This is a genomic window from Allosphingosinicella sp. (assembly GCF_036387615.1).
GTDB lineage: Bacteria > Pseudomonadota > Alphaproteobacteria > Sphingomonadales > Sphingomonadaceae > Allosphingosinicella.
Window position 1 is genome coordinate 1 of record NZ_DASVTH010000066.1, and the last position, 26,007, is coordinate 26,007.

The window sequence follows — 26,007 nt, forward strand, 5'->3', positions numbered from 1 at the left end:
CGGCCGCGCTCATCAGCGTGTCGCCGCGCCCCGCTCCGCCGCCTGGAGCAGGCGCAGCGTGTTGCCGCTCCAGATCTTGGCGATGTCGGCTTCGCTTAGTCCCGCTTGCCGCATTCGCGCGGTGATCGTGGGCAGGCCGCCGATGTCCTTCATGTCGGTGAGCCCGCCGCCGCCGTCCCAGTCCGCGCCGATGCCGACATGGTCTACGCCCATCACACGCACGGCGTGGAGCAGGGCGCGCATGAACAGGTCGAGGTTCGCCAGCTCGAGCGGCGGGCACGCGGCCCGGTCGGCAACCAGCCGCGCCCGCTCGCTGGCGCTGAGCACTTCCCACCGTTCCTGTCGATCTTCGATCCCGTCGCGACAATCCGCGCTGGTGGTGGTGCGGAGGAACAGGGTGTTCATCTGCATGACGCCGCCCGACCTGGCGAGCTTGCGCATTAGCGCGTCGGGTATGTTGCGGGGATGATCGAAGATCGCGTCTGGGCCGTGGTGCGATAGCACCAGCGGCGTGCGTGACAGGTCGATCATCTGGCTTATCGCCGTGTCCGACGCGTGGCTGCCGTCGATTACCATGCCCAGCCGGTTCATCTCGGCCACCCAGCGCCGGCCGAGCGGCGACAGGCCGCGGTGCTTCACGTCGCCGCGCGCGCTGTCCGAAAACTGATTCGGCCCGTTGTGGACCGGGCTCGCCATTCGCACGCCGAGCTTATGGAAGGTGGTCAGTAACGAAAGGTCGGTTCCGAGCGGATAACTGTTCTCGATCGACTGGTAGACGATGCGCTTGCCCTGGCGGTGCAGCCGCTCGGCGTCCGCGGCGGTGGTGGCGAGCGCAAGCTTGTCCTCGTTCTCGGCGACGACGCGCTGGATCGCCATCGCCCGCAGCAGCGCCTGGTCGCGGACGCTGGCGTAAGCTTCGGGCGTGGTCGGCCCCTGCGCGGTGTAGATAACGAAAAAGCCGCCATCGAGCCCACCTTGCTCCATGCGAGGCAGGTCGACCTGGCTGCCGTCCTGATCGTAGTCGTGCCACCGGTCGAATCGCCAGCCGGGCCGCTCGAACCGGCTCGGCGTGTCGAGATGCGTGTCGAGCGTCAGCAGTCGATCGTGCAGCAGCCGGTCGGCCATGGTCACCCCGTCCTGCGCCGCCGAAGCAGGGATGGCGAGCGCGAGCGCAAGAAGCGCGAACAGGGCGGGTCTCATTGGAATCAAATCCTCCGGCAATCGCCTGCACCGTGCCGGAGCGAGAGAAGCGAGGCAAGGTGCGGGAACCCTTGGCCAAGCCCAGTCTTTTCAGCGCCCATCACGCGGAGCGACACCAGATGGCCGAAGCAGTTGCAGACACCAAGGCGGCGGCCAGCCCTGCGAAGATCCCGCCCGCCGGCTGGTTCCAGATCCTGAAACGGACCTACGCCGAGTCCAACAAGGACAACGTCAGCATCGTCGCGGCGGGCGTTGCTTTCTACGCGTTCCTTGCTTTCGTGCCGCTGCTCGGCGCGCTGGTGCTGACCTATGGCCTCGTCGCCGATCCCGCTTCGGTCATGAGCCATGTTCAGGGGCTCACCGCCGTCATGCCGGCGGATGCCGCGAAGCTGATCGGCGAGCAGCTGATCAGCATCAGCAAGACCGCAACCAGCAAGCAGGGCTTTGGGCTGCTCCTTGCCTTGCTCCTGTCGCTCTACGGCGCAATGCGCGGCGCGACCTCCATCATCACCGCGCTCAACATCGTCTATGGCGTGGAGGAGGATCGTGGCTTCGTTAAGACGACCATGCTTGCAGCGCTGATCACGGTGGGCGCGGTTGCGGCGCTGCTCCTCGGCATGCTGGCAATCTCCGTAATGGGGTTCATCGAGCGGCTGCTGCCTTTCTCCTCACCGCTGGTCCACACGCTGCTCCAGATCCTGCTCTGGGTGCTGGCCGCGGCCGGCGTCAGCGCCGTCATCGCACTCGTCTACCGCTACGCCCCGAATCGTCCCAAGGCCAAATGGGCCTGGCTCACCCCGGGCTCGATCACCGCCACCCTGCTCTGGATCGCGGCAACCTTGGGCTTCGGCTTCTACGTCACCAATTTCGGCAGCTACAACGCGACCTACGGTTCCCTCGGCGCCGTCGTCGTCTTCCTGACCTGGCTTTACCTCACCGCCTACATCCTGCTGATGGGCGGCGAGCTCAATTCGGAGATCGAGAAGGTGGCGGATCCCCAGGGGCATCCGAACCCCGCGAGCTGAATGCTTTCATCGCCGCCAGCGTCTCCGGGCTGAGATGATGCTCCAGCCCCTCCGCGTCCATTTCGGCGACCTCGCGGCTGACGCCGAGGCTGAGGAGGAAGTCTAAGACGAGCAGGTGCCGCGCTCGTGATCGCGCGGCGACCTGCCGGCCTTCCTCGGTGAGGAAAATTGAACGGTAGGGCTGCGTCTCGATCAAACCGTCACGCCGCAGCCGCGCCAGCGTGTTGGCCACAGTCGCCGCCGTCACCCCGAACCGCTCGGCAAGATCGGCCGCGCGGGCTTCACCCGTTTCGGCGATCAGCTCGGCGATCAGCTCGAGATAATCCTCCTGCATCTCCGCCCGATGCGCCGAGCGCACTCGCGCGAAGCGCCGCGCCTGTTCCTTGGGATCGGGTAAGACCATGGCGCTCCATCGCACATAAGCCTGGACGGAACAATTTAGCTTTGGCTAACTTGTAGTGCAGACGCTAAGCTGGCCAGAGACAGGGGGCGGAATGGATCAACCGCAAGCAAGGCCGGCCTGGCGGTCCAAGTCCGGGCCGAGCCTGCCCGAAGTGTTCCGCACGATATCGGTGCCCAAGGACGCGCGCTTCTGGCGCAAGCTCGGCGCCTTCGCCGGCCCCGGATATCTCGTCGCGGTCGGCTATATGGATCCGGGCAACTGGGCGACCGACATCGCCGGCGGCTCCGCCTTCGGCTACACCTTGCTCAGCGTCATCCTCCTGTCGAACTTCATGGCGATCGTGCTGCAGTCGCTCAGCGCAAAGCTGGGGATCGTCACCGGCCGCGATCTCGCCCAGGCTTGCCGCGACCATTACAGCCGCCCGGTCAACCTCGCGCTCTGGTTCGCGTGCGAGCTCGCCATTATCGCCTGCGACCTGGCCGAAGTGATCGGCACCGCGATCGCGCTGCAACTGCTGTTCGGCCTGCCGCTCGTCTGGGGCGTCGTCCTGACCGCGCTCGACGTGCTGCTGATCCTGCTGCTGCAGCAGCGCGGCTTCCGCTACCTGGAAGCCTTCATCATCGCGCTTCTGATCATCATCACCGGCTGCTTCATCTACACGCTCGCGCTCGCCCAGCCGGACCTGCGCGCCGTGCTCGGTGGCTACGTGCCCAGCTCGGAGGTCGTTACCAACCCGGCCATGCTCTACATCGCGATCGGCATCCTCGGCGCGACCGTGATGCCGCACAACCTCTACCTTCACTCCGCCATCGTCCAGACCCGCGCCTTCGACCGCACCCCACCCGGCAAGCGGGAGGCGATCAAGTTCGCCACGATCGACAGCACGATCGCGCTGATGCTGGCCTTGTTCATCAACTCCGCCATCCTGATCCTCGCGGCTTCCGCTTTCCACTTCTCCGGCCGCACCGATGTCGCCGAGATCCAGCAGGCGCACCAATTGCTCGCTCCCGCTCTGGGCGCGGCAGCCGCCAGCACTTTGTTCGCCGTTGCATTGCTCGCCTCGGGCCAGAACAGCACGGTCACCGCCACTCTCGCCGGCCAGATCGTGATGGAAGGCTTCCTCTCGATCCGCCTGCCGGGCTGGCTCCGCCGCCTGATCACGCGCCTCATCGCGATCGTTCCCGCGGTCACCGTGGCCGTGCTTTATGGCGAGAGCGGCACCGCCAAGCTGCTGGTGCTGAGCCAGGTTATCCTCAGCATGCAGCTCCCCTTCGCCGTGATCCCGCTCGTCTACTTCACCAGCGATCGCACCAAGATGGGTGAGTTCGCCAACCCGCAATGGTTGAAGCTCGGCGCCTGGATCATCGCCGCCGTGATCGTCGCGCTCAATGTCAAGTTGCTCGCCGACGTGTCGGGGATTTCCGGCCTGATAAGCGGCTAAAGCTCGTCGCGCTCGAGGATCGGAAGCGTGGCGGGCGCCCGATATTCTTGCAGACGCTCGAGCAGCTCATCTGGATCGGTTCCGGTCAGAAGCATCTCGCGCGTGCCGGTCTTGAGGAAGCCCTCGATTACCATGCCGTCCAGGAAAGCGATCAGCGGGTCATAGAAGCCGGCCACATTGAGCAGCGCGCAGGGCTTGTCGTGGTAGCCCAGGTGGAGCCAGGCCCAGACTTCAAACAATTCCTCCATGGTCCCGATCCCGCCGGGTAGCGCGACGAAAGCGTCGGCCAGGTCGGCCATCATTTGCTTGCGCTCGTGCATCGAGTGGACGACGTGGAGTTCGGTCAGGCCGCTATGCGCCACCTCCCACTCGACCAGCTTCTGCGGGATCACGCCGACCACCTCGCCGCCTGCCGCGAGCGCTGCATCGGCGATCACGCCCATAAGCCCGAGATGCCCGCCGCCATAGACCAGCCCGATCCCGCGCTCGGCCAGCAAAGTCCCGAAACCGCGCGCGGCGGCCTCGTACTCAGGCCGGCTGCCGGGGCGGGAGCCGGTGTATACACAGATGCGCATGAGATTGACCTTAGATGTGAGCCGTCTTCCGGGGTGACGATTTCATTCGAACTCGAGGATCACCGCGTCCACCGCCAGGCTGTCGCCCGGCTTGGCCGCGACCTTCGCGACCCTCCCGGCTTTCTCCGCGCGCAGGATATTCTCCATCTTCATCGCCTCGACGACCGCAAGCGGCTGCCCGGCCTCGACGCGGTCGCCCTCGCCGACGTTGAGCGCGGTCAGCAGGCCCGGCATCGGGCAGAGCAGGAAGCGGCTCAGGTCCGGCGGCACCTTCTCGATCATGAAGTCGGCCAGCAAAGCGACTCGGGGCGTCAGCACCTGTGCATCGAAGCGCGCGCCGCGGGTAATGAGCCGCCAGCCATTGACTCGCTTCTCAACCTGGACGGTCAGCTCCTCGCCGTCGATCTGTGCCTGAACGAGCCGCTGGCCCGGAACCCAGAAAGCGTCCACCGCCATCTCCCCGTCACCGGCATGGACGCCCTCGGCGGCGACGCTGACCGGGAAGCTCTTATCCCCGATCCGCACCACCCAGTCGCTGGGGACGGAGAGCGGCGTGCCGAGCTGGCCTTCGATCTCGAGCGCCCGCCCGGCCGCCTCTGTGGACAGCAGCCCGGCAAGCGCCGCCAGGCGGCACAGCAGCTTGGGCTCGGCGGGGGCGCCCTGGAACCCTTCCGGATATTCCTCGGCGATGAAACCGGTTGTGATGTTTCCCGACCGGAAGCGCGGATGCTGCATCAAAGCGGACAGGAAATCGACATTGTGGCCGATCCCCTCGATCACGAAGCTGTCGAGCGCGCCGATCTGGCGGTCGATCGCCTCTTCCCGCGTTGGGGCCCAGGTGATCAGCTTGGCGATCATCGGATCGTAGAACATGGAGACTTCGCCGCCCTCGAACACGCCGTCGTCGACGCGGGTGATCCTTCGAGACGGGCCTTCGCCGGAGCTCAGTCCCTCCTCAGGATGAGCGGTTCTGGTGTAAGCTGATCCAACTATCCGCTCATCCTGAGGAGCGGCTGAGCTTGTCGAAGACGCGTCTCGAAGGACCTGCTCCGGAGGCCGATAGCGCACCAGCCGACCCGTGCTCGGCAGGAACCCGCGATACGGGTCCTCGGCGTAGACCCGGTTCTCAACCGCCCAGCCGCTGAGCTTCACGTCGTCCTGCGTGAACGCGAGCTTTTCGCCCGCCGCCACCCGGATCATCTGCTCGACCAGATCGAGCCCGGTCACACATTCCGTCACCGGATGCTCCACCTGCAGCCGGGTGTTCATCTCGAGGAAGTAGAAGCTCTTGCCGGTCGGGTCCGCGCCCGAGACGATCAGCTCGACGGTACCGGCGGAATAGTAGCCGACCGCGCGGGCGAGAGCGACCGCCTGCTCGCCCATGGCGCGGCGCATCTCGGGCGTGACGAACGGTGAGGGGGCCTCCTCGACCACCTTCTGGTGGCGGCGCTGGATCGAGCATTCGCGCTCGCCAAGATAGATGATGTTGCCGTGTTGGTCGCCGATCAGCTGGATCTCGATATGGCGCGGGCTCTCGATGAACTTCTCGATGAACACGCGGTCATCGCCGAAGCTGGCGAGGCCCTCGCGCTTGGTCGCCTCGAAACCTTCGCGCACGTCCTGCTCGGACCAGGCCAGCCGCATCCCCTTGCCGCCGCCGCCGGCCGAGGCCTTCATCATCACTGGATAGCCGATCTCGCCGGCGATGCGCACCGCATCGTCGGTGGTGGCGATGTCGCCGAGGAAGCCTGGCACGACGTTGACGCCCGCCGCCTTGGCGAGCTTCTTGGACTCGATCTTGTCGCCCATCGCCGCGATCGCGTTCGGCGGCGGGCCGATGAAGGCGATGCCGTTCTCGGCCAGCAGCCGCGCGAAGCTCTCGCGCTCGGACAGGAAGCCGTAGCCCGGATGCACCGCCTCCGCGCCGGTCTCCTTGCACGCGAGCAGGATCAGTTCGGCCTTGAGATAGCTTTCGCTCGCGGGCGCCGGCCCGAGCCGCACCGCCTCGTCGGCCATCCTCACATGCGGCGCCCGCGCGTCCGCGTCCGAATAGACCGCTACCGTCTTGATGCCCATCCGCTTCGCGGTGCGAATCACCCGGCACGCAATCTCGCCGCGATTGGCGATCAGGATTTTAGAGAACACTCAATCGACTCCCGAGATCTGCCGTGAGAAGTACAGGATGGTTCCGGAGAGATAGACGAAGGTAACTAGGGCCGCCGTCACAATAATGGGAGTTGCATCACAAGTCGCAGCGTAATCAGGGTGCATGCTGCATGTCCTGATCGCCATGAACATAACCACAATCGTGCCGAGCGACCAATAAGCAGCAGAAAGGCTTCCAAACAGGATTGCCTTCCGTTTGTTCGGGACCTTCACTCCGCCGCCACCCGCGCCGGCTCCTCGCTCGTCATCGGCACCAGCCCCAACTTCTCGAACAAAGCCGCGTCCGCGCCTGCGCCGGCATTGCCGGTCGTGAGGAGCTTGTCGCCGGTGAAGATGCTGTTCGCGCCGGCAAGGAAGCAGAGGGCTTGCGTGCTCTCGCTCATGCTTTCGCGGCCGGCGGAAAGGCGGACCATGCTGCGCGGCATGGTGATGCGGGCCACGGCAACGGTACGGACGAATTCGATGTCGTCGATCTTGGCCAGCGGCGTGCCGGCGAGCATGTCGCCAAGCACGGTGCCGGGCACCGGCACGAGCGCGTTGATCGGCACGCTTTGCGGATGCTCGGGCAGGGTGGCAAGCGCGTGGAGGAAGCCGACGCGGTCTTCCCGGCTCTCGCCCATGCCAACGATTCCCCCGCAGCAGACCGCCATGCCGGACGCGCGGACATGGCCCAGCGTGTCGAGCCGCTCCTGATAGGTGCGGGTGGTGATGACCTCCCCATAATGTTCGGGCGAGGTGTCGAGATTATGATTGTAATAATCGAGCCCGGCCGCACTCAGTCGCTCCGCTTGGTCGCCGGTCAGCATGCCGAGCGTCATGCAGGTCTCCAGCCCCATCGCCTTGACGCCCGCCACCATCGTGCACAGCGCGTCCATGTCGCGCTCCTTGGGCTCGCGCCAGGCCGCGCCCATGCAGAAGCGGCCGGAGCCGTTCGCCTTCGCCTCGGCGGCGCTTTGCAGCACCGCCTCAACGTCCATCAGCTTCTCGGCCTTCAGCCCCGTCTTGGCGAAAGCGGATTGGGAGCAGTAGCCGCAATCCTCCGGACAGCCGCCGGTTTTGATCGACAGCAGGGTGGAGAGTTGGACGTGGTTCGGCGCGTGGTAGCGGCGGTGGACAGTATGGGCCTGGTAGAGAAGGTCCAGGAAGGGGAGGTTGAAAAAAGCGCCAATCTCCGCGCGCGTCCAATCCGTCCTAATCTCGTCATGCCCGCGAAGGCGGGAATCCCGCTTCCTTTCGGGCGCAACAAGAGAGGAAGCGAGATTCCCGTTTTCGCGGGAATGACGGGTGAGGGGGTTCATTGGGCAGCTTCCTCAAGCGGGGGCAGGTTATGGCCGAGCAGCTTCAGCACTTCCGCCGCCGCCTGCACAAGGTTTGTACCCGGTCCGAAGATCGCCTGCACGCCCGCCTCGCGCAGCATGTCGTAATCCTGGGCGGGGATGACCCCGCCGACCACCACCTTGATGTCGGGCCGGCCGAGATCGCGCAAGTGGCCGATCAGCTCGGGCACCAGCGTCTTGTGCCCCGCCGCGAGGCTGGACGCGCCGACCACGTCCACATCCTTGCTGACGGCGAGCCGGGCGCTTTCCTCCGGTGTCTGGAATAGCGGTCCGGGAACGATCTCGAAGCCCAGATCGGCGAATGCGGACGACACCAGGTTGGCGCCGCGATCATGTCCGTCCTGCCCCATCTTGGCGACGAGCATGCGCGGCTTGCGGCCGAGCCGGCGGCCGACCGCCTCGACGCCCTGGCCAGCCTGGAGCCACCCCGGGCTGTCGCCATGCGCGCCGCCATAGACGCCGCTGACCGGGGTCGGCACGGTATCGTATCGTCCGAAGACATCCTCCATCGCCTGGCTGATCTCACCCAAAGTCGCGCGCGCGCGAGCGCATTCGACGGCGAGGGCAAGGAGGTTCGATCCTCCCCGGGACGGGGAGGGGGACCGCTCGGCGAAGCCGAGTGGTGGAGGGGGCTCGTCGCCCGCACTGCGGGTCTCGGGACCCCCTCCACCATGCTGCGCATGTTCCCCTTCTCCGTCCCGGGGAGGACCTTGGCGTGCTCCCTCTCTCAACGCATCCAGCGCCGCCCGGCACTGCGCTTCATCCCGCCCTGCCTTGGTCGCCTCGATGCGCCGGATCTGCGCATCTCGCACTGCGGCATTGTCGATCGCGCGGAATTCTACCGCCGCCTCGTCCGCCAGCCGGTACCGGTTGACTCCGACGATCACATCCTCGCCTTTATCGACCCGCGCCGCGCGTGCGGCAGAAGCTTCCTCGATCATCGCCTTGGGCCAGCCGGCCGCGACCGCCTTGGCCATGCCCCCCTCGGCATCGACGCGGGCGATGATCTCCAGCGCGCGGTCGTGCAGCTCCTGGGTCAGCGCCTCGACATAATAAGAGCCGCCGAGCGGATCGACGACCTTGGTGATCCCGGTCTCCTCCTGCAGCACGATCTGCGTGTTGCGCGCGATCCGGGCGGAAAAGTCGGTCGGTAGCGCAATCGCCTCGTCAAGCGCGTTGGTGTGGAGCGACTGGGTGCCGCCGAGCGCCGCCGCCATCGCCTCCACCGTCGTGCGGATGACGTTGTTGTACGGGTCCTGCTCGGTGAGGCTGACGCCCGACGTCTGGCAATGCGTACGCAGCATCTTGCTTCGCTCGTCCTTGGCACCGAGCTCCGTCATCACGCCGTGCCAGAGCTTGCGCGCGGCGCGCAGCTTGGCGACTTCCATGAAGAAGTTCATGCCGATCGCGAAGAAGAAGGAGAGGCGGCCGGCGAACTTGTCGATATCCAGTCCGGTCGCCATCGCCGCTTTGGCATATTCCTTCCCGTCGGCGATGGTGAAGGCAAGCTCCTGCACCTGCGTCGCCCCCGCCTCCTGCATATGGTAGCCGGAGATGGAAATGGAGTTGAACTTCGGCATGTGCGCCGAGGTGTAGGCGATGATGTCCGACACGATCCGCATGCTGGGCGCGGGCGGATAGATGTAGGTGTTGCGGACCATGAACTCCTTCAGGATGTCGTTCTGGATGGTGCCGTCCAGCTGCTCCTGAGAAACGCCCTGTTCCTCCGCCGCAACGATAAAAAAAGCTAGGATCGGGATCACCGCGCCGTTCATCGTCATCGACACCGACATCTTGTCGAGCGGGATGCCCTCGAACAGGATCTTCATGTCGTCGAGCGTGTCGATCGCCACCCCCGCCTTGCCGACATCGCCCTGCACGCGCGGGTGATCGGAATCGTAGCCGCGGTGCGTCGCAAGATCGAATGCGACGGACAGGCCCTTCTGCCCCGCGGCGAGATTGCGCCGGTAAAAGGCGTTGGACTCTTCGGCCGTGGAGAAACCCGCATACTGCCGGATAGTCCACGGCCGCCCGGCATACATGCTAGCCCGAACGCCCCGTGTGAACGGCGCGAAGCCGGGCAGGCCGGGGTCGATCCCGGCAGCATCCTCCGCCGTGTAGAGCGGCTTGACCGCGATCCCCTCCGGCGTCTCCCAGGTGAGGTCGCGCCCCTTCACCTCCTTAGCCGCCAACGCCGCCCATGCTTCAGGCGAGGGCTCCTGCGCCGAGGCTATCGGCAACTCCCGCGGAGCCGGTGCGGCGCCGGTATCCTCGCCCGTGTTGATCTCGATATCGGCTCGATCGCTGCTCAAAATGCTATCCCGCGTGCTTGCAACCGCAGACTGGAGTTCGAGCCCTGCTAGGCGCGTCGGCCCGAACGAACAAGCCAGCCAGATCAGCGCATCAGAAGCGCTCCGGCACGCTTGTTGTCTCCTGTTCATGCAACGGCTTGCCCGCTCTGCTCGTTCTAGCGGCAGCGTCCGTCGTGTCGGACGTCATCCGAGTATTGTCAGGAGAGTGAGTATGCGTATCCTTACCCTCGCCGCGAGCGCAGCGGCGGTTTTGCTGCCGGCTTCGGCGGCCCAGGCCCAATATTATGGGCGCGAAGATTACCGCGACTACCGGGAATATCAGCGCGACGTGCGCCAGGAACTGCGTGAATGCCGGCGTGAACTGAGGCAGGCCGACACCCGGCGCGAATATCGCCAGGAACGCCGCGAATGCCGACGCGAATTGCGGGACGCCCGACGTGATTACCGCCGGGATCGCCGTGACAACCAGTACGGCTATTACGATCGCCGGCATTACGGCTACAGCCAGCCTCATCATGGCTACGCGACAGGCTACAGCTACGGCTACAGCCAGCCTTATCATGGCGGCGGGTATCGCGATCCGCGCCTCTACTGGGACGGTTATCAGTGGCGCTACCGCTACTGAGCTGACCGTATAGCTGAATGTTGGACGACGAAGAGTTCAGCGATGGGCCAGCGTCGTTCGGCTATCAGCCTCCCCAAGCTCAGGGATACTGAGCGGTTTCTGGAGGATTGCCATGAAAAAGCTTTCTAAATTCCTGGCCGGTGCCGTCGGAGCAGCTACTTTGAGCGTGTCGATGGCCGCTCCGGCCGATGCCCAATATTATCGGCGCCACTATGATCGCGGCATCGACGCGGGCGACATCATCACCGGCGTTGCGGTGATCGGCGGCATTGCCGCGATCGCGTCCGCGCTCGACCGCGACAGCCATCGCTATGGCTACAACTATCGATATCGGTACCGGGACGGTTATCGCTACGCGGTCAACAGCTGCGCCTATGAGGCGGAGCGGTATGGCCGGGGCCGCGTGCGCATTCTCGATGTCGACCAGACCGGCGGCGATCGCTTCCGAGTCCGCGGCGTGATCGAGGGCGGCGGCTATTACGACCGTTATGACCGCTATGATCGCTATGATCGTGGCTACGGCTATGGCGGCGGCGTTCGCTACGATGGCGAGCGTTTCACCTGCATCGCCTACGGCAATGGCCGGATTCGCGATTTCCGGCTGAACCACGGGGGCTACCGCTACTAAGCGGTCAGCTTGCTGGACAAAGGGTGCGCGCGGGTCCTAGGGCTCGCGCGCATTCTTGCATCGCACGGGCCCCGCATGACCGTCCAGCCGGCCGACACCATTCTCATCGTCGACTTCGGGTCCCAGGTCACCCAGCTCATTGCCCGCCGCGTGCGCGAATGCGGCGTCTACAGCGAGATCGCTCCGTTCAACGCCGCCGACGCCGCGTTCGAGCGGCTCCGGCCCAGGGGCATCATCCTCTCCGGCGGTCCCTCTTCGGTAATGTGGGACGATTCCCCACGCGCACCCCAGCATTTCTTCGACGCCGGCGTGCCGATCCTCGGCATCTGCTACGGCCAGCAGACGATGGCGCACCAGCTCGGCGGCCTCGTCGCGCCCTCCGACAGCCGGGAGTTCGGCCGCGCCTTTATCGAGATCACTGGCGAGTCCGTGCTGTTCGACGGCCTGTGGACGCCCGGCGAACTCCACCAGGTGTGGATGAGCCACGGCGACCGGGTCGAGACCTTGCCCGAGGGCTTCCGCGTCGTCGCCCAATCGCCCGGCGCGCCCTACGCAGTCGCGGTCAACGAGGAGCGACGCTTCTTCAGCCTGATGTTCCACCCCGAGGTGGTCCATACGCCCGACGGCGGCAAGCTCCTTGCCAACTTCGTCCGTCATGTCTGCGGGCTTGCCGGCGACTGGACGATGGCCGAGTTTCGCGCAGCGAAGCTCGCCGAGATCCGCGAGCAGGTCGGCACCGGCCGGGTGATCTGCGGACTTTCCGGCGGAGTGGACAGCGCAGTTGCCGCCGTGCTGATTCATGAGGCGATCGGCGAGCAGCTGACCTGCGTCTTCGTCGACCACGGCCTCCTGCGCGCCAACGAGGCGGAGCAGGTCGTCGCGCTGTTCCGCGGCCACTACAACATCCCGTTGGTCCATGTGGACGCCGAGCAGCTCTTCCTGGACGGGCTGGCCGGGCTCACCGACCCGGAGGCCAAGCGCAAGCTGATCGGCAAGACCTTCATCGACATCTTCGACGAGGAAGCGCGCGAGATCGGCGGGGCCGACTTCCTGGCGCAGGGCACGCTTTATCCCGACGTGATCGAGAGCGTCAGTTTCACCGGCGGCCCATCCGTCACGATCAAGAGCCACCACAATGTCGGCGGCCTGCCCGAGCGCATGAACATGAAGCTGGTCGAGCCGCTGCGCGAACTGTTCAAGGACGAGGTTCGGGAGTTAGGCAAGGAGCTGGGCCTGCCCGACGCGTTCGTCGGCCGCCATCCCTTCCCCGGCCCCGGCCTCGCCATCCGCATCCCGGGCGAGGTCACCAAGGAGCGCTGCGACATCCTGCGCAAGGCCGACGCCATCTATCTCGACGAGATCCGCCGCGCCGGCCTCTACGACGCGATCTGGCAGGCGTTCGCAGTCTTGCTCCCGGTCCGCACGGTCGGCGTGATGGGCGACCACCGCACCTACGAATATGTCTGCGCGCTTCGGGCCGTCACCTCGACCGATGGAATGACCGCGGACATCTATCCGTTCGACTCCGCCTTTCTCGCCCAAGTCGCCACCCGAATCATCAACGAAGTGCGCGGTATCAACCGCGTGGTCTACGACTATACTTCCAAGCCTCCGGGCACGATCGAGTGGGAATGATCGAGCTTCTCCAAAGAGTTTGAACTTGCGACGGAAGTCTCTACTCGTCCGCCTCTTGCACGAGGGTAGCGGCACGCGTGGCGAATTCGGAAGGCGAGGGTAGCGGACGGCGGAACGGGCCGGAGGCGGGTGACCTCCGGTTCCGGCGCGCCGACGACCCCGCCCTTGTCTCTGCAGACGGCAATCCGGTCGTGGGAAGCCACTTCCAAACGGTCGCCGATTCGATCGACCAGATGATCTGGTCGACCCGGCCGGACGGGTTCCACGATTATTTCAACCGGCGCTGGTATGAATATACAGGCGTGCCCGAGGGCTCCACCGACGGCGAGGAGTGGAACGGCATGTTCCACCCCGACGACCAGCAACGCGCCTGGGCGGTGTGGGCGCACTGCCTCGACACCGGCGAGCCGTACCACATCGAATATCGGCTGCGACACCGTTCGGGCGAGTATCGCTGGGTGCTCGGCCGGGCCCAGCCGGTCCGGAACGAGGCCGGCGAGATCGTGCGTTGGTATGGCACCTGCACCGACATCCATGACCTCAAGATCGCCCAAGAGCGGCTGCTGACGAGCGAGGCGCGGGTCCGCGAGGTCCTCGAGGGGATGGGCGAGGGCTTTGTCCTGTTTTCGCCGCAGCTTCGCCTGCTCGACATCAATGCGGAAGGCGAGCGGATCGACGGGCGTCCCAAGGCGGAGATAATCGGAAAGCACCTGCTGGAGCTCTGGCCGGAAAGCGAAAAGCTGCCGACCCTTCCGGCTTACCAGCGGGCACTGGCCGAACAGCGGCCGCAGCTGATCGAATACCGACACCTGTCCGACCAGCACGACGTCTGGCTCGAGGTTCGCGCCTACCCGGTCGCGACCGGCCTTGCTGTATTCTACCGCGACATCAGCGCGCGAAAGCACGCGCAAGCTGAAGTCGAGGCGGCTAGCGCGCGCAGCGAGAAGATCGCCGCGGAACAGTCCGCCATTCTGGGCCAACTGAGCGAAGGCGTGATCGTCACCGATCCGGAAGGACGGATCAGCTTTGTTAACGAAGCGGCGGAGCGGCTGCATGGCGTCAAGCTGCTCGGCGTCGCACCGGACGCTTATACCGAAACCTATCACCTGCTGACCGAGGCCGGCGAGCCGCACCCGCCGCACGAGCTGCCGCTGGCCCGCGCCGCCATCAAGGGCGAAACAGTGGTTGACGCGCGCTGGCGGATCCGGCGACCGGACGGAACCGAGGTGCTCGCGATCGGCTCCGCCCGTCCGATCCGGCTCCCCTCCGGCGAGACCAGCGGAGCAGTCCTCACAGCGCGCGACGACACTCAGCGTTTCTCGGCCGAGCAGGCCCTGCGGGAAAGCGAGGAAAGGCTGCGGCTCGTAGTCGATGGCGCGCGCGACTACGCAATCATCACCATGGCCCCCGACCGGCGGATCACAAGTTGGTCGAAAGGCGCCGCCGCGATCTTCGGCTTTTCCGCTGAGGAAGTGGTCGGCCAGTCCGCCGACATCATCTTCACGCCTGAGGATCGTGCGGCGGGGGCACCCGATCACGAGACCGAGACGGCGCGCGAGGAAGGCTGCGCCAGCGACGAACGCTGGCACGTTCGCGCGGATGGCAGTCTGGTGTTCATGAGCGGGTCGGTTCACCCGCTCCCGCCCGATGTGAATGGGCGTGAGCGGGGCTTCATCAAGATCGTGCAGGACGACACCGAGCGGCGCGCGGCCGATGCGGCCCTGCGGGACAGCGAGGCGCGGCTGCGTATCGTGCAGGCGGCCGGCGGCATCGGCAGCTTCGACTACGATCTGCGCAAGGACGAGGCGATATGTTCGCCGGAATATTACGCCTTGTTCGGTCTTCCGGAGGGCGCGCCGATAACCCTGGCGACCTGGAACGCGGTCATTCATCCCGAAGACCGGGAGCAAGCGGTCGCGGCGCTGCAAAGCTCGATCTCGGAGCGGCGCCCCTTTGACTACGAATACAGGATCGTGCGGGCCGATACGGGAGAGGTGCGCTGGCTATCGGGCCGCGCGAACGTGGTGTTCGACGCCGACGGCCGCCCTTGGCGCTATGTCGGCGGAAACATCGACGTGACCGGCCGCCGCGCCGCCGAAGAGGCGCTGCGCGAGGAAAGCCGCACGCTCGAAACCCTGAACCAGACCGGGGCGGCGCTCGCCGCGGAGCTCGATCTCGACAAGCTGGTGCAGATGGTGACCGACGCCGGCGTGTCGCTGACTGGCGCACATTTCGGGGCGTTCTTCTACAATGTCGCGGAGGGCGGCGAGCTGATGATGCTCTATACCCTTTCCGGCGCGGAGCGGTCGCAGTTCGACGCTTTCGGCATGCCCCGTGCTACGGCGATCTTCAGCCCCACCTTTGCCGGCGAAGGGCCGATCCGGTCCGACGACATCCTGACGGATCCGCGATACGGCAAGAACCATCCGCACAAGGGCATGCCCGAGGGGCATCTGCCCGTCAGAAGCTACCTCGCCGTGCCGGTGACGAGCCGATCGGGCGAGGTGATCGGCGGATTGTTCTTCGGACATCCCGCGCCGGGGCGCTTCGCGGAACGGCATGAGCGGCTGGTAGTCGGGATCGCCGGCCAGGCCGCGATTGGGATCGACAATGCTCGGCTCTATAAAACTGCGCAGAAGGAATTGGGGGAGCGAGTCGCGGCCCAGGAGCGGCTGCGGGAACTGAACGACACGCTGGAACTACGCATCGAGGAACGCACGCGCGAGCTCGATCGAGTGTGGAACGTCAGCCAAGACCTGTTCGTGATCTGCGGTTTCGACGGATTCTATCGCCTGGCCAATCCCGCCTGGGCCGAGCAGCTCGGCTACCAAAGTGATACCTTGGTTGGAACGGCATTCGACGCGTTGGTGCACCCGTCGGATCTTGCCGCCACCCGACGCGAGTTCGAACGCCTGGTCGGCGGCGAAGTCGTCCAGAACTTCGATATCCGGCTGCGCGCCGCAAACGGCGATTATCGCTGGTACAGCTGGACCTGTGTGCCCGAACGGGACGTGTTCTACGCCGCTGGCCGGGACGTCACCGAGCGCAAGCATCTGGAAGAGCAGCTGCGCCAAGCGCAAAAGATGGAGACGCTAGGCCAATTAACTGGCGGGGTCGCCCACGATTTCAACAACTTGCTCCAGATTGTGACGGGCAACCTGGAAATTCTGCAGCGGAACCTGCCGCAAGATCAGGCGCGCCTGCGCCGCTCGGCCGAGAATGCGATGCGCGGCGCCGAGCGCGCGGCGGTTCTGACCCAGCGGCTGCTCGCCTTTGCACGGCGCCAGCCGCTCGAGCCCCGGCCGATCAACCTCAACGGCCTGGTCGGCGGGATGTCGGAGCTGCTGCACCAGACGCTTGGCGAGGCTTTCGAGATCGAAACGGTGCTGGCGTCCGGCCTGTGGAGCGTCGAGGCCGATCCGAACCAGCTCGAGAACGCCATCATCAACCTGGCGGTGAACGCGCGCGACGCGATGGGCGAGGGCGGCAAGCTCACTATCGAGACCGCCAACGCTCACCTCGATCACGGCTATGCCGCGCAGAATACCGGGGTCGCGCCCGGCCAATATGTCGTGATCTGCGTCTCCGACACCGGCAGCGGCATGGACGAGGCGACGCTCCAGCGGGTGTTCGAGCCCTTCTTCACCACCAAGGATGTCGGCCGCGGAACCGGGCTCGGGCTTTCGATGGTCTACGGCTTCGTCAAGCAATCGGGCGGGCACGTGAAGATCTATTCGGAAGCGGGCCAGGGCACGAGTGTGAAGCTGTACCTGCCGCGACTGATCGGCGCCGTCGCCGAGGAAGAGGCTGTGGCCGATCCGCTTGTCCCGGAAGGCACGCGCGAGGAGACGATCCTCGTTTGCGAGGACGACGACGACGTGCGTACCTATTCGGTCGAGGTTCTGCGCGAGCTCGGCTATCGGGTGCTGGAGGCGCATGACGGGCCATCGGCGCTGCGCCTGCTCGAGCGGCAGGGGGGGGAGGTGGACCTGCTCTTCACCGACGTCGTGCTGCCGAGCGGGATGCTGGGCGATCAGCTGGCGACGGAAGCGCGGGCGATCCGCCCGGGTCTCAAGGTCTTGTTCACGACCGGCTATGCCCGCAACGCCATCGTCCACCAGGGCCGGCTCGATCCGGGTGTGGAACTGATCACCAAACCCTTCAGCTACGCTGACCTGGCCGGCCGCGTCCGCGATCTGCTCGACCAGCCCTGATTGCGCCCGGTGCTGGCTAAGCGCGCGCCCGAGGGTTAGAACGTGCGCATGTCCGTCACGCACTCGCTCGACACCTCCACCAGCCGCGCCAATCCGGTCCCCTCGCCGCTGAAGCGGCTGACCGTGCCGAAGTTGCAGGCGATGAAGGGCAGCGAACCGATCGTGATGCTGACCGCTTATACGGCCCGGATGGCGCAGCTGCTCGATCCACACTGCGATCTGCTGCTGGTGGGCGACAGCCTGGGGCAGGTGATCTACGGATTGCCCTCCACGGTTCCGGTGACGCTGGAGATGATGTGCGCCCACGGCGCGGCGGTGGTGCGGGGAAGCTGGCATGCGGTGGTGGCGATCGACATGCCGTTCGGCTCTTACGAGGCCAGCCCCGAACAGGCGTTCGCCAGCGCCGCGCGCGTGCTCAAGGAGACCGGCGCGGCCGCGGTGAAGCTGGAGGGGGGCGAGGCGATGGCCGAAACCGTCGCCTTTCTGGTGAAGCGCGGAATTCCGGTGGTCGGGCATGTCGGCCTTACTCCCCAGGCGGTGAACGCGCTCGGCGGCTATCGCGCGCGCGGGCGGGACGAAGCCGAGGCGGCCAAAATCCTGGCCGATGCCCGCGCCGTTGCCGAGGCGGGTTGCTTCGCATTGGTGCTGGAGGGCGTGATGGAGGAGATCGCCGCCGAGGCGACCCGCGCCGTCTCCTGCCCGACCATCGGCATCGGCGCGTCCGCCACTTGCGACGGGCAGGTGCTGGTGACGGAAGACATGCTCGGCCTGTTCGAGCGCACGCCGCGCTTCGTGAAGCGCTACGACGATCTCGCCGCCCGCATCAGCGAGGCGGCCGCGACCTATGCGGGCGAGGTGCGTTCGCGCGCCTTTCCGACCGAAGACCAGATCTACCGCACCAAGTAACGCTTTGCTCGGGCGCAACACGCTTCTACATAGGCCGGCAAGGGGCCACCGGGCGCGCCAATCTCCCGTTCATCTTCGATCCTGCTAATTCAGCGGCGAAGCTTTGGGCGGGCTTCCGGCCGTTCGGCCCACCGGTGCCATTGGAGAATAAGCTTGGCGATCAAGCCCAGGGACAATGAGAGCTTCTATCGCGAGGTTGACGAGGAGCTTCGCAAGGAACAGCTGACCAATGTCTGGAAGCGTTACGGTTTCCTGATCGGCGGCGGCGTGCTGCTCTTGCTCGCCGCGATCGCGGGCTATCTTTGGTGGCAGCAGCGCCAACAGGCCGAAGCCGGCGAACGCGGCGAACGGCTGGTCGCGGCGTTCGAGGACGTGCAGGCAGGCCGTTCCAAGGCCGCCAATCCTAAGCTCGACCAATTGGCGGCCGAGGATTCCGACGGGATTCGCGCCGCCGCTTTGATCACCAAGGCGGACCTGGCGATCCAGGACGGCAATCTGCCCGCCGCCGTCGCCGCGTTCAAATCGGTCGCGGACAATCAGGAGTTCGCCGAGCCCTACCGGCAGCTCGCCCTCATCCGCCAGACCACCATCGAGTTCGATCGGATCGCCCCCGCGGAAGTGATCCGCCGCTTGTCGCCGCTCGCCGTCGCAGGCGGACCCTGGTTCGGCAGCGCGGGCGAACTGGTCGCGATCGCACACATGAAAGAGGGCCAGCAGGCGCAGGCCGCCCCCATTTTCGCCGCATTGGCCAAAGATGAGAAACTGCCGTCGAGCATCCGTTCGCGCGCGGTTCAGATGGCCGGCGCGCTTGGCATCGATGCGGTGCAGGCAACGGACATCGCCGGCGCGGGCGCTGCCGCAACGAAGGAATGATCGGAATGAAACGACTAGTGTGGATGCTGACGAGTGCGGCTCTGCTGAGCGGCTGCGGCATCCTCAAAGGCGATGGCAAGCCCAAGACGCCGACCGTCGGCCAGCGTATTTCCGTGCTCGGCAATGAAGCGGGGGTCGAAGTCGATCCGTCGCTCGCCAGCGTCGCCATCAGCCTGCCGCCGGCGGAGACGAACCTTGCTTGGGCCCAGCCCGGTGGCAGCGCGTCCAAGTCGCTCGGTCACCTGGCGCTTGGGCCGGCGACGGGCCAAGCCTGGGCGGTCAGCATCGGCCAGGGCAGCAACAATCGCGCCCGCCTGGCCGCGACGCCGGTTGTCGCCGGCGGGCGCATCTACACGATCGACACGCTTGCTAACCTTCGTGCCTTCGACGCCCGCACCGGGGCGCAGGTCTGGGCGACGGGAGTTGGCCGGGCCGAGGACCGGCGCGGGGGCGGCATCAGTCTTCCTATCGTCGGCAGCGGTTCCGACGGCTCGATCGGCCTGCTGTTCGGAGGCGGAGTCGCGTTCGACAACGGGCGCATCTACGCGACCACCGGGATCGGTGACGTAGGGGTTTTCGACGCTGCGACCGGCGCGCCGATCTGGCGCGTGCGCCCGGGCGGCCCGCTGCGCGGTTCCCCGACCATTGCGAACGACAACGTCTATGTGACGAGCCAGGACAATCAGCTGTTCGCGCTCAACCCGGCCGACGGCTCGATTCGTTGGACCGCCTCGGGCACGCTGGAGACGGCCGGCGTGTTCGGCGCGGCGGCGCCGGCGGCAGCCCAAGGCACGGTAGTGGCGGGCTTTTCCTCGGGCGAGCTGACCGCTTACCGCTACGAGAATGGCCGCGTGCTTTGGCAGGACGCCCTGTCGCGCACCAGCATCTCGACCACCGTGTCGACTATATCCGACATCGACGCCAATCCGGTGATCGACAACGGGCGCGTCTACGCGGTCGGACAGGGCGGGCGCATGGTGGCGCTGGAGCTGAACAGCGGTCAGCGCATCTGGGAGATCAACGTCGCCGGCATTTCGACGCCCTGGGTGTCGGGGGATTGGGTGTTCGTCGTCACGGATCAGGCGCAGCTGCTCGCCATCGCCCGCGCGACCGGCAAGGTGAAGTGGATGACCCAGCTGCCCAGGTGGCGCGACGTCGAGGACAAGAAAGGCCCGCTACGCTGGGTCGGACCGGTCCTTGCGGGCGACCGGCTGATCCTTGCCAACAATCGCGGTCATATCGCCCATGTCTCGCCGACCGACGGAAAGGTGCAGGTCCAATATGACTCGAAGATGCCGGTCTCGATCGCGCCGGTCGTCGCCAACAACACGCTCTACGTTCTCCACGACGAGGGCCGGCTGACGGCCTGGCGCTAAGACGAAGCGACCGGCGGCACGCGCCGCCGGTCGCTCCTGGTCACTGCGCTGCGGCAGCCACCCTGGGTCTGGGCGCCGGGAACCCCCTACACTGAATCGGTCGCACTCCGCGGTCCGTTTGCCGCCGGCCACTCCGGCTCCTCCGCGCCCTTGGTCTTCCACAGCGAATAGCCGATGCCGCCCAGGATCAGGCCGAAGGTGACGGCGAGGCTCGCCACCGGCGGGAATTTGTCGCCGCCCATTAGGAAGTCGGACACGAAGATTTTCGATCCGATGAACACCAGCACCAGCGCCAGCGCATATTTCAGATAGTGGAAGCGGTGCACCATCGCCGCGAGCGCGAAGTAGAGCGCGCGAAGGCCCAGGATCGCCATGATGTTCGACGTGTAGACGATGAAGGTGTCGGTCGTGATCGCGAAGATCGCCGGCACCGAGTCGACGGCGAACACCAGATCGGCGAGGTTGATCACCACCAGCGCCAGGAAAAGTGGCGTCGCCGCCAGCACCAGCTTGCCCGTCTTGCCGTCCGGCACCCGCACGAAGAAATGCTGCGCGTGGAGTTCGGGCGTCACCCGCATGCGGTTCGAGATAAACTTCACCACCGGGTTGTTTTGGACGTCCATCGGCTTGTCGACTGCGAACAGCATCTTGATGCCTGTGAACACCAGGAAGGCGGCGAAGATATAGAGCAGCCAATACCATTGCTGCACCAGCGCCGCGCCCGCCGCGATCATGATGCCGCGCAGCACGATCACCGCGACGATGCCCCACAGCAGCGCGCGATACTGGTACATCCTGGGAATCGCGAAATAGGTGAAGATCAGGCTGATCACGAACACGTTGTCGATCGACAATGCCTTTTCGATGAAGAAGCCCGTATAATATTTCATGCCCAGATCGGCGCCTTTCTGGGCCCAGACCCAGGCGCCGAACAGCAGCGCGATACCGATGTAGAAGGCCGAAAGCTTGAGGCTCTCGCCGATGCCCATCTCCTTGTCCTCCTTGTGAAGGACGCCGAGATCGAACGCGGTCAGCGCGACCACCAGACCGAGAAAGGCGAGCCAGAACCAGAGCGGCGTGCCGAGCCAGTCGGCGTACAGGAATTCCATGGGGCCTCCGTTGATTATTGCGGTCCGACATCGCGATCATGCGATCGCCAGAGGGGCCCGGTCCGCGTCAGGTGCATTACCCTCTCCCGCATGCGGGAGAGGGCAGGGTGAGGGTCTTCTTCTTGCCGCACTCGCGGCGCCGGCAACGCCAGCGAAGCAGAAGAAAGAAGACCCTCATCAAACCTTCTCCCGCAAGCGGGAGAAGGCCTTGGGCGTGCTGATCTGCTGTCTAAGTCCGGCTCAGCCTGCGCGGCGCGATCCGGTAGAGCCGGTCCTTGATTGCCAGCCGCAGCTTCTTCAGCCGCAGCAGGCGGACGGTATCGGGAAATCGCCGTTTCAGCTCGCGGCGGATTTCCTCGTCCAGCCGGCGGTGGATCACGGTCAGGCGGTACAAAGTCGCATTCATAGCCTCTCTCCAAACGATGGTTTCATCGATCGGGCTAGCTGCGATGCGAGTCTGGCAGGGGCATCAAGGACTGCATCGAGCTAACCCGATGCGGTCCGACATCGCGAATGTTTCCAAGAACATCCGCCAGAGGGGCCCGGTCCGCGGCGATTTTATAGCCGAAACGACTCCGAATTTCAAGAGCCCGGGGTTTCGCCCCAGCCCGTTCCGCTGTGCCGACACGCGGAATGCCTGTCAGAGCCGGCCGAAAGCTTCGCTCGCCAGCGTATCGGGAACGGTGTGGCCGCCGTCGAACTCGACATAGCGGACCGGATAGCCCGCCCGCTTGAGCTGCGGCACGATTGTGCGGCTGCACCTGTCGATCGGCAGCACACGGTCTCCGGTGCCGTGGGTGATGAAGATGTCGGGCCGGCCGCTCGGCTCGCCGGGCGCCATGAAGCCCGGCGCGAAGGCAATGACATGGCTGAACAGGCCGCCATTGGTGAGGCCGAGCGACAAGGCATAGGAGGCGCCGTCCGAGAAGCCGGCAATGGCGATCCGCTTCGGATCGACGGTGTAGCTGGCGAAGACTACGCGAAGAGCGGTGTCGATAGCCGCAACGTCGGCGCCGTAGCGGCGCTGGGAGATGATGTCCCAGCTTGCCAGCCGGGAGGCCGGGGCGAGCAGGATGAAGCGGTGGCGATCGGCCTGGGCGCGGGCTAGATCAAGGCTGTGCTGCGCCCGTCCGCCAGCGCCGTGCAGCATCAGGACCAGAGGCGCCGGTTTGGCAGGTTCGACGCCGTCCGGCACGTAGAGCAAGGCGCCGCCGCTGAGCTCGTGCAGGCCGTTCGGGCCGGGTCGCGTCGACCTCGCAGGGCGCGCGCCGAGTTCGCCGGCCGAAGCATCCGCAGCGGCTGCGGGAGTTTCAACGGCGGGCATGCAGGCCGGCTCCAGGAGCAGGCAGGTGGCGGCAAGGAGGGCAGCGCGGGTCACCCATCAGTCCGTCTGAGACTCGATGCGGCGCGGCTTGCCGCGCTCATCCAGCGCCACGAAGGTGAAGATGCCCTCCGTCACCTTTTCCGCGTCCTGGCCGCCCCGCGAGCGTGTCCAGGTCTCGATCCTGACCTTGATCGAAGCCTTGCCTTGCTCCTCCATCGCGCAGAAGCAGCTCACTTCGTCGCCGACCGCGATAGGCCTGAGGAAGTGCATCGCGTCGATCGAAACGGTGGCGACTCGGCCGCCTGAGCGCTCGGCCGCGAAGGTCGCACCGGCCAGGTCCATCTGGCTCACCGTCCAGCCGCCGAAAATGTCTCCGGCGGGATTTGAATCGCGCGGCATGGCGATGGTGCGAAGATGCGGGCCGCCGGGAACGGAGGGGAGGCTGTGGGTCATGTGGGGTCGCAACGCCCCGACGCGCGCGAGGTGCCCGCTAGGCCTGCCTTCGTCGCGCGCACCGGCCATTTGTCGCATCAAGCGGGACCGGCGCCGCGCTCCCGGTCAGGGTCGGAAGGCAAGAACTTCAACCCCGGGGGATGAGTCATGACACCCACTTTGCGCCGCCTCTATCTCCTTACGATGCCGCTCGCCGCCGCGCTCCTGTCCGGCCAGGCGGCCCCGCCGCCGCCCGGCGACATCACCACCTTGAGCGACGAATTCGAGGGCGATGCGCTGGGCCCGGGCTGGGCCCTGTTCCACGACGTCTATGGCTGGCCCAACAAGCTCAAGGCGATGGATGTCGGCCAGACGACCAAGGGAGCGCTCAGCATGCAGCCCCTCCACAGCGGCTGGGTTCGTGACCTCAATGCCCCCTTCATCTTCAAGACTGTCGAGGGCGACTTCGACGTGCGCGCCCGCGTGCGCACACGCGGGCTGAACGGCGAGGTGCCGGGCGGGACATGGTCGCTGGGCGGGCTGATGGCGCGCGTGCCGAACGGCCTCAAGGCTGCGACCTGGGAGCCGCGCCGCGAGAACTGGCACTTCATCACCACCGGCGTGGGGCTCGAGCCCGGCAAGGTGATGACAGAGACCAAGGGCACCTACAACAGCTACTCTTCGCTCAAGCTTCGGCCGTATCGCAGCGGCTGGATCGAGCTGCGCATGGTGCGGGTCGGCATGGCACTGTTCGTGCTCGCCCGTCCGGACGGGGGCAGCGAGTGGGAGGTGCGCGACCGCTTCTACCGGATGGAATCCTCGCCCATGATGCAGGTCGGCCTGATCGCCTACACCAACAGCCCGGACGTGCCGCCTGGCCCGGAAGACCCGGTCAAGGAGAACGCGTCGGTGAACAAGCAGGCGAAGGTCGACATGACCTTCGAAGTGGACTGAATCCGCTTCGAGCGGCCCAAGGCTCCGTCTTTCCCGCCCCGGCAATGGTATGCGCACGTCAACGGCACCAACCGGCTCACCCATCCGAACCTGACGGACGCCGAAATACTCCAGGCACTCGGCGCCTGATCTTCGCCCAGTCGAAGACAAACTGCGACGATTTCGGCAGCGAGCGGGCACAATCCTGCGACAAGCAGGTTCCATTGCTCCGAGCGTCGGCGCTGTTCGCCGACGAGCAAGGAGTGCGTATGCGTAAATTGGCTTTCCTGATCCTCGCCGCCTCGGCGGCAGTTTCATCCGTTCCGGCCTCGGCCCAGACCTGGGTCCTGCGGCCCACTGTCCGCAGCGAGATCCGCGCCGACATCAACCAGCTTCAAAACCAGATCCAGCGTTCGCAACGGAACGGCAGGATTTCAGAGCGCGAAGCGACGGGCCTTCGCCGGCAAGCGGCGAACGTCCGCCAGCTGCTCGCCCGCTACAGCCGCAACGGGCTCAGCCGGGCGGAAGTCGCCACCCTGGAGATGCGCGTCAACGACTTGCGCCAGCGTCTGCGTTTGGAACGCCGCGATTGGGACGGCCGGCGCGGCTGAAGTCCAGGGCGAGTCCCGGCGGCGGGCGCTTCAGCTCGCCGCCGCGGCACAGCCGGCAAGGAGCGGAGAGCGGGTGACCAGCATCGCGCCCGCCCGGTAGAGCGCTCGGCCGTCCTGGTCGGTCTGGAGTTCGACAGCCATCATGCGTCCCCTTGGGTCCGCCCAGATCAAACGGCCGCCGGAAGACAGGATCGCGTTCACCTGCGCGCCGGGCGGCGTCCCCGGTGCGAACAGCACGATCGCGCTGCGGCTTCCCCGAGGCGGCAGCGCGGCGAGCGGCGCGGCGATCAGGGCGAGCAACGCCAGGGTTGCACCGGCACGATTGCCGCCCCCGCCCGATCCTCGCCGCAGCGCCCACCAGGCGAGGCCGAGCGGCGCGACTCCGAACAGGAACAGCCAGCCCAGATCGTAGGCCATCGGATCGGGCACACTCAGCCGGATGCGGTGGATGCCCAGCGTCCAGTGGAAGAACACCACGTCGATCACGTTCCACAACGCGAATCCAAGCACCGCTCCGCCCGCTACCGCGCGACCCGCGCCCGCTTCGTTTAGCCCGCCGCGGCGTCGCCACAGCATCCACAACCCCGACGCCGTGATTCCATACATCAGCACATGAAACAGCCCGTCGGCGAGAATCTGCGTCCCAAGATCGCGAAACGCCTCGCCCGGCACGAGGCTCAGCAGATGATGCCATTGCAGCACCTGATGCAGCAGGATGCCGTCGAAGGACCCGCCCAGCCCGATCCCGAGCACGATTGCGGCCGTGAGGATGGGACGATGCGTCGGCATGTTCGACGAACCGGGCTCGGCGAGCCACGTTCCCGCCCTTAAACTGGATCAGCACGATAGGGCGCGCGCTCGACCGAGAAGCACCAAGTCGCT

The 26,007-nt window shown here is 66.0% G+C and carries 22 protein-coding genes; 11 read left to right on the forward strand and 11 right to left on the reverse strand.

All coding sequences use genetic code 11. The annotated features are described in order from the left end of the window. Positions 1-12: 12 nt before the first annotated feature. Positions 13-1,200, reverse strand: coding sequence for a dipeptidase (locus tag VF631_RS14660; protein WP_431851064.1), 1,188 nt, complete (start codon positions 1,198-1,200; stop codon positions 13-15). 119 nt (positions 1,201-1,319) lie between these two features. Between VF631_RS14660 and VF631_RS14665 the strand changes: the two genes are divergently transcribed. Continuing rightward, complete coding sequence (locus VF631_RS14665; protein ID WP_431851065.1) at positions 1,320-2,225, forward strand: YihY/virulence factor BrkB family protein; 906 nt, start codon at positions 1,320-1,322, stop codon at positions 2,223-2,225. On the opposite strand, the gene mntR is transcribed toward VF631_RS14665, so the two are convergent. Further along, entirely contained in the window at positions 2,167-2,628 is a 462-nt protein-coding gene (gene mntR, locus VF631_RS14670; protein WP_431851066.1) for a manganese-binding transcriptional regulator MntR, read from the reverse strand. The two genes, VF631_RS14665 and mntR, sit on opposite strands and share 59 nt — an antisense overlap. Positions 2,629-2,719: 91 nt before the next feature. Between mntR and VF631_RS14675 the strand changes: the two genes are divergently transcribed. Next, on the forward strand, positions 2,720-4,069 hold the full coding sequence (locus VF631_RS14675; protein WP_431851067.1) for an Nramp family divalent metal transporter: 1,350 nt from the start codon (positions 2,720-2,722) through the stop codon (positions 4,067-4,069). On the opposite strand, the gene VF631_RS14680 is transcribed toward VF631_RS14675, so the two are convergent. The 4 genes from VF631_RS14680 to scpA form a co-directional block, all read right to left on the reverse strand. After that, entirely contained in the window at positions 4,066-4,644 is a 579-nt protein-coding gene (locus VF631_RS14680) for a TIGR00730 family Rossman fold protein (RefSeq protein WP_431851068.1), read from the reverse strand. The genes VF631_RS14675 and VF631_RS14680 overlap by 4 nt on opposite strands. Before the next feature lie 42 nt (positions 4,645-4,686). Next, positions 4,687-6,789, reverse strand: a complete 2,103-nt coding sequence (locus VF631_RS14685; RefSeq protein WP_431851069.1) for a biotin carboxylase N-terminal domain-containing protein — start codon at positions 6,787-6,789, stop codon at positions 4,687-4,689. 230 nt (positions 6,790-7,019) lie between these two features. Beyond that, positions 7,020-8,006, reverse strand: coding sequence for a biotin synthase BioB (gene bioB, locus VF631_RS14690; RefSeq protein WP_431851173.1), 987 nt, complete (start codon positions 8,004-8,006; stop codon positions 7,020-7,022). 98 nt (positions 8,007-8,104) lie between these two features. After that, complete coding sequence (gene scpA, locus VF631_RS14695) at positions 8,105-10,387, reverse strand: methylmalonyl-CoA mutase (protein WP_431851174.1); 2,283 nt, start codon at positions 10,385-10,387, stop codon at positions 8,105-8,107. A 283-nt stretch (positions 10,388-10,670) separates the two neighbouring features. Between scpA and VF631_RS14700 the strand changes: the two genes are divergently transcribed. The 7 genes from VF631_RS14700 (at position 10,671) to VF631_RS14730 (ending at position 20,716) form a co-directional block, all read left to right on the forward strand. Then, positions 10,671-11,084, forward strand: a complete 414-nt coding sequence (locus tag VF631_RS14700) for a hypothetical protein (RefSeq protein WP_431851070.1) — start codon at positions 10,671-10,673, stop codon at positions 11,082-11,084. Between the two features lie 112 nt (positions 11,085-11,196). Further along, entirely contained in the window at positions 11,197-11,712 is a 516-nt protein-coding gene (locus VF631_RS14705) for a hypothetical protein (RefSeq protein ID WP_431851071.1), read from the forward strand. A 75-nt stretch (positions 11,713-11,787) separates the two neighbouring features. Then, complete coding sequence (guaA, locus tag VF631_RS14710) at positions 11,788-13,347, forward strand: glutamine-hydrolyzing GMP synthase (protein ID WP_431851072.1); 1,560 nt, start codon at positions 11,788-11,790, stop codon at positions 13,345-13,347. Between the two features lie 77 nt (positions 13,348-13,424). Further along, the gene (locus VF631_RS14715) at positions 13,425-17,561 is read left to right on the forward strand and encodes a PAS domain S-box protein (protein WP_431851073.1); all 4,137 of its coding nucleotides are present in this window, start codon (positions 13,425-13,427) and stop codon (positions 17,559-17,561) included. Between the two features lie 48 nt (positions 17,562-17,609). Beyond that, entirely contained in the window at positions 17,610-18,467 is an 858-nt protein-coding gene (gene panB, locus VF631_RS14720) for a 3-methyl-2-oxobutanoate hydroxymethyltransferase (protein WP_431851074.1), read from the forward strand. Between the two features lie 153 nt (positions 18,468-18,620). Further along, complete coding sequence (locus tag VF631_RS14725) at positions 18,621-19,340, forward strand: tetratricopeptide repeat protein (RefSeq protein WP_431851075.1); 720 nt, start codon at positions 18,621-18,623, stop codon at positions 19,338-19,340. 5 nt (positions 19,341-19,345) lie between these two features. Continuing rightward, positions 19,346-20,716 carry a PQQ-binding-like beta-propeller repeat protein gene (locus VF631_RS14730; RefSeq protein WP_431851076.1) on the forward strand — a complete coding sequence of 457 codons (1,371 nt, stop codon included), beginning with the start codon at positions 19,346-19,348 and terminating at the stop codon, positions 20,714-20,716. Positions 20,717-20,802: 86 nt separating this feature from the next. On the opposite strand, the gene VF631_RS14735 is transcribed toward VF631_RS14730, so the two are convergent. From VF631_RS14735 to VF631_RS14750, 4 genes are all read right to left on the reverse strand, one after another. Then, positions 20,803-21,825: a TerC family protein gene (locus tag VF631_RS14735; RefSeq protein WP_431851077.1), complete on the reverse strand. Its 1,023-nt coding sequence runs from the start codon at positions 21,823-21,825 to the stop codon at positions 20,803-20,805. 229 nt (positions 21,826-22,054) lie between these two features. Beyond that, positions 22,055-22,231 carry a DUF465 domain-containing protein gene (locus VF631_RS14740; RefSeq protein WP_431851078.1) on the reverse strand — a complete coding sequence of 59 codons (177 nt, stop codon included), beginning with the start codon at positions 22,229-22,231 and terminating at the stop codon, positions 22,055-22,057. 234 nt (positions 22,232-22,465) lie between these two features. After that, entirely contained in the window at positions 22,466-23,149 is a 684-nt protein-coding gene (locus VF631_RS14745; protein WP_431851079.1) for an alpha/beta hydrolase, read from the reverse strand. A 57-nt stretch (positions 23,150-23,206) separates the two neighbouring features. Next, the gene (locus VF631_RS14750) at positions 23,207-23,602 is read right to left on the reverse strand and encodes an acyl-CoA thioesterase (protein ID WP_431851080.1); all 396 of its coding nucleotides are present in this window, start codon (positions 23,600-23,602) and stop codon (positions 23,207-23,209) included. Positions 23,603-23,749: 147 nt separating this feature from the next. Here VF631_RS14750 and VF631_RS14755 point away from each other — a divergent pair, with 147 nt between their 5' ends. Together VF631_RS14755 and VF631_RS14760 are read left to right on the forward strand one after the other, a co-directional pair. Continuing rightward, positions 23,750-24,535 (forward strand): hypothetical protein, encoded by a 786-nt coding sequence (locus VF631_RS14755; RefSeq protein ID WP_431851081.1) that lies wholly within the window; start codon positions 23,750-23,752, stop codon positions 24,533-24,535. Positions 24,536-24,783: 248 nt separating this feature from the next. After that, positions 24,784-25,125, forward strand: a complete 342-nt coding sequence (locus tag VF631_RS14760) for a hypothetical protein (RefSeq protein WP_431851082.1) — start codon at positions 24,784-24,786, stop codon at positions 25,123-25,125. A gap of 30 nt (positions 25,126-25,155) precedes the next feature. On the opposite strand, the gene VF631_RS14765 is transcribed toward VF631_RS14760, so the two are convergent. Next, the gene (locus tag VF631_RS14765; RefSeq protein WP_431851083.1) at positions 25,156-25,914 is read right to left on the reverse strand and encodes a DUF2243 domain-containing protein; all 759 of its coding nucleotides are present in this window, start codon (positions 25,912-25,914) and stop codon (positions 25,156-25,158) included. Positions 25,915-26,007 lie beyond the last annotated feature (93 nt).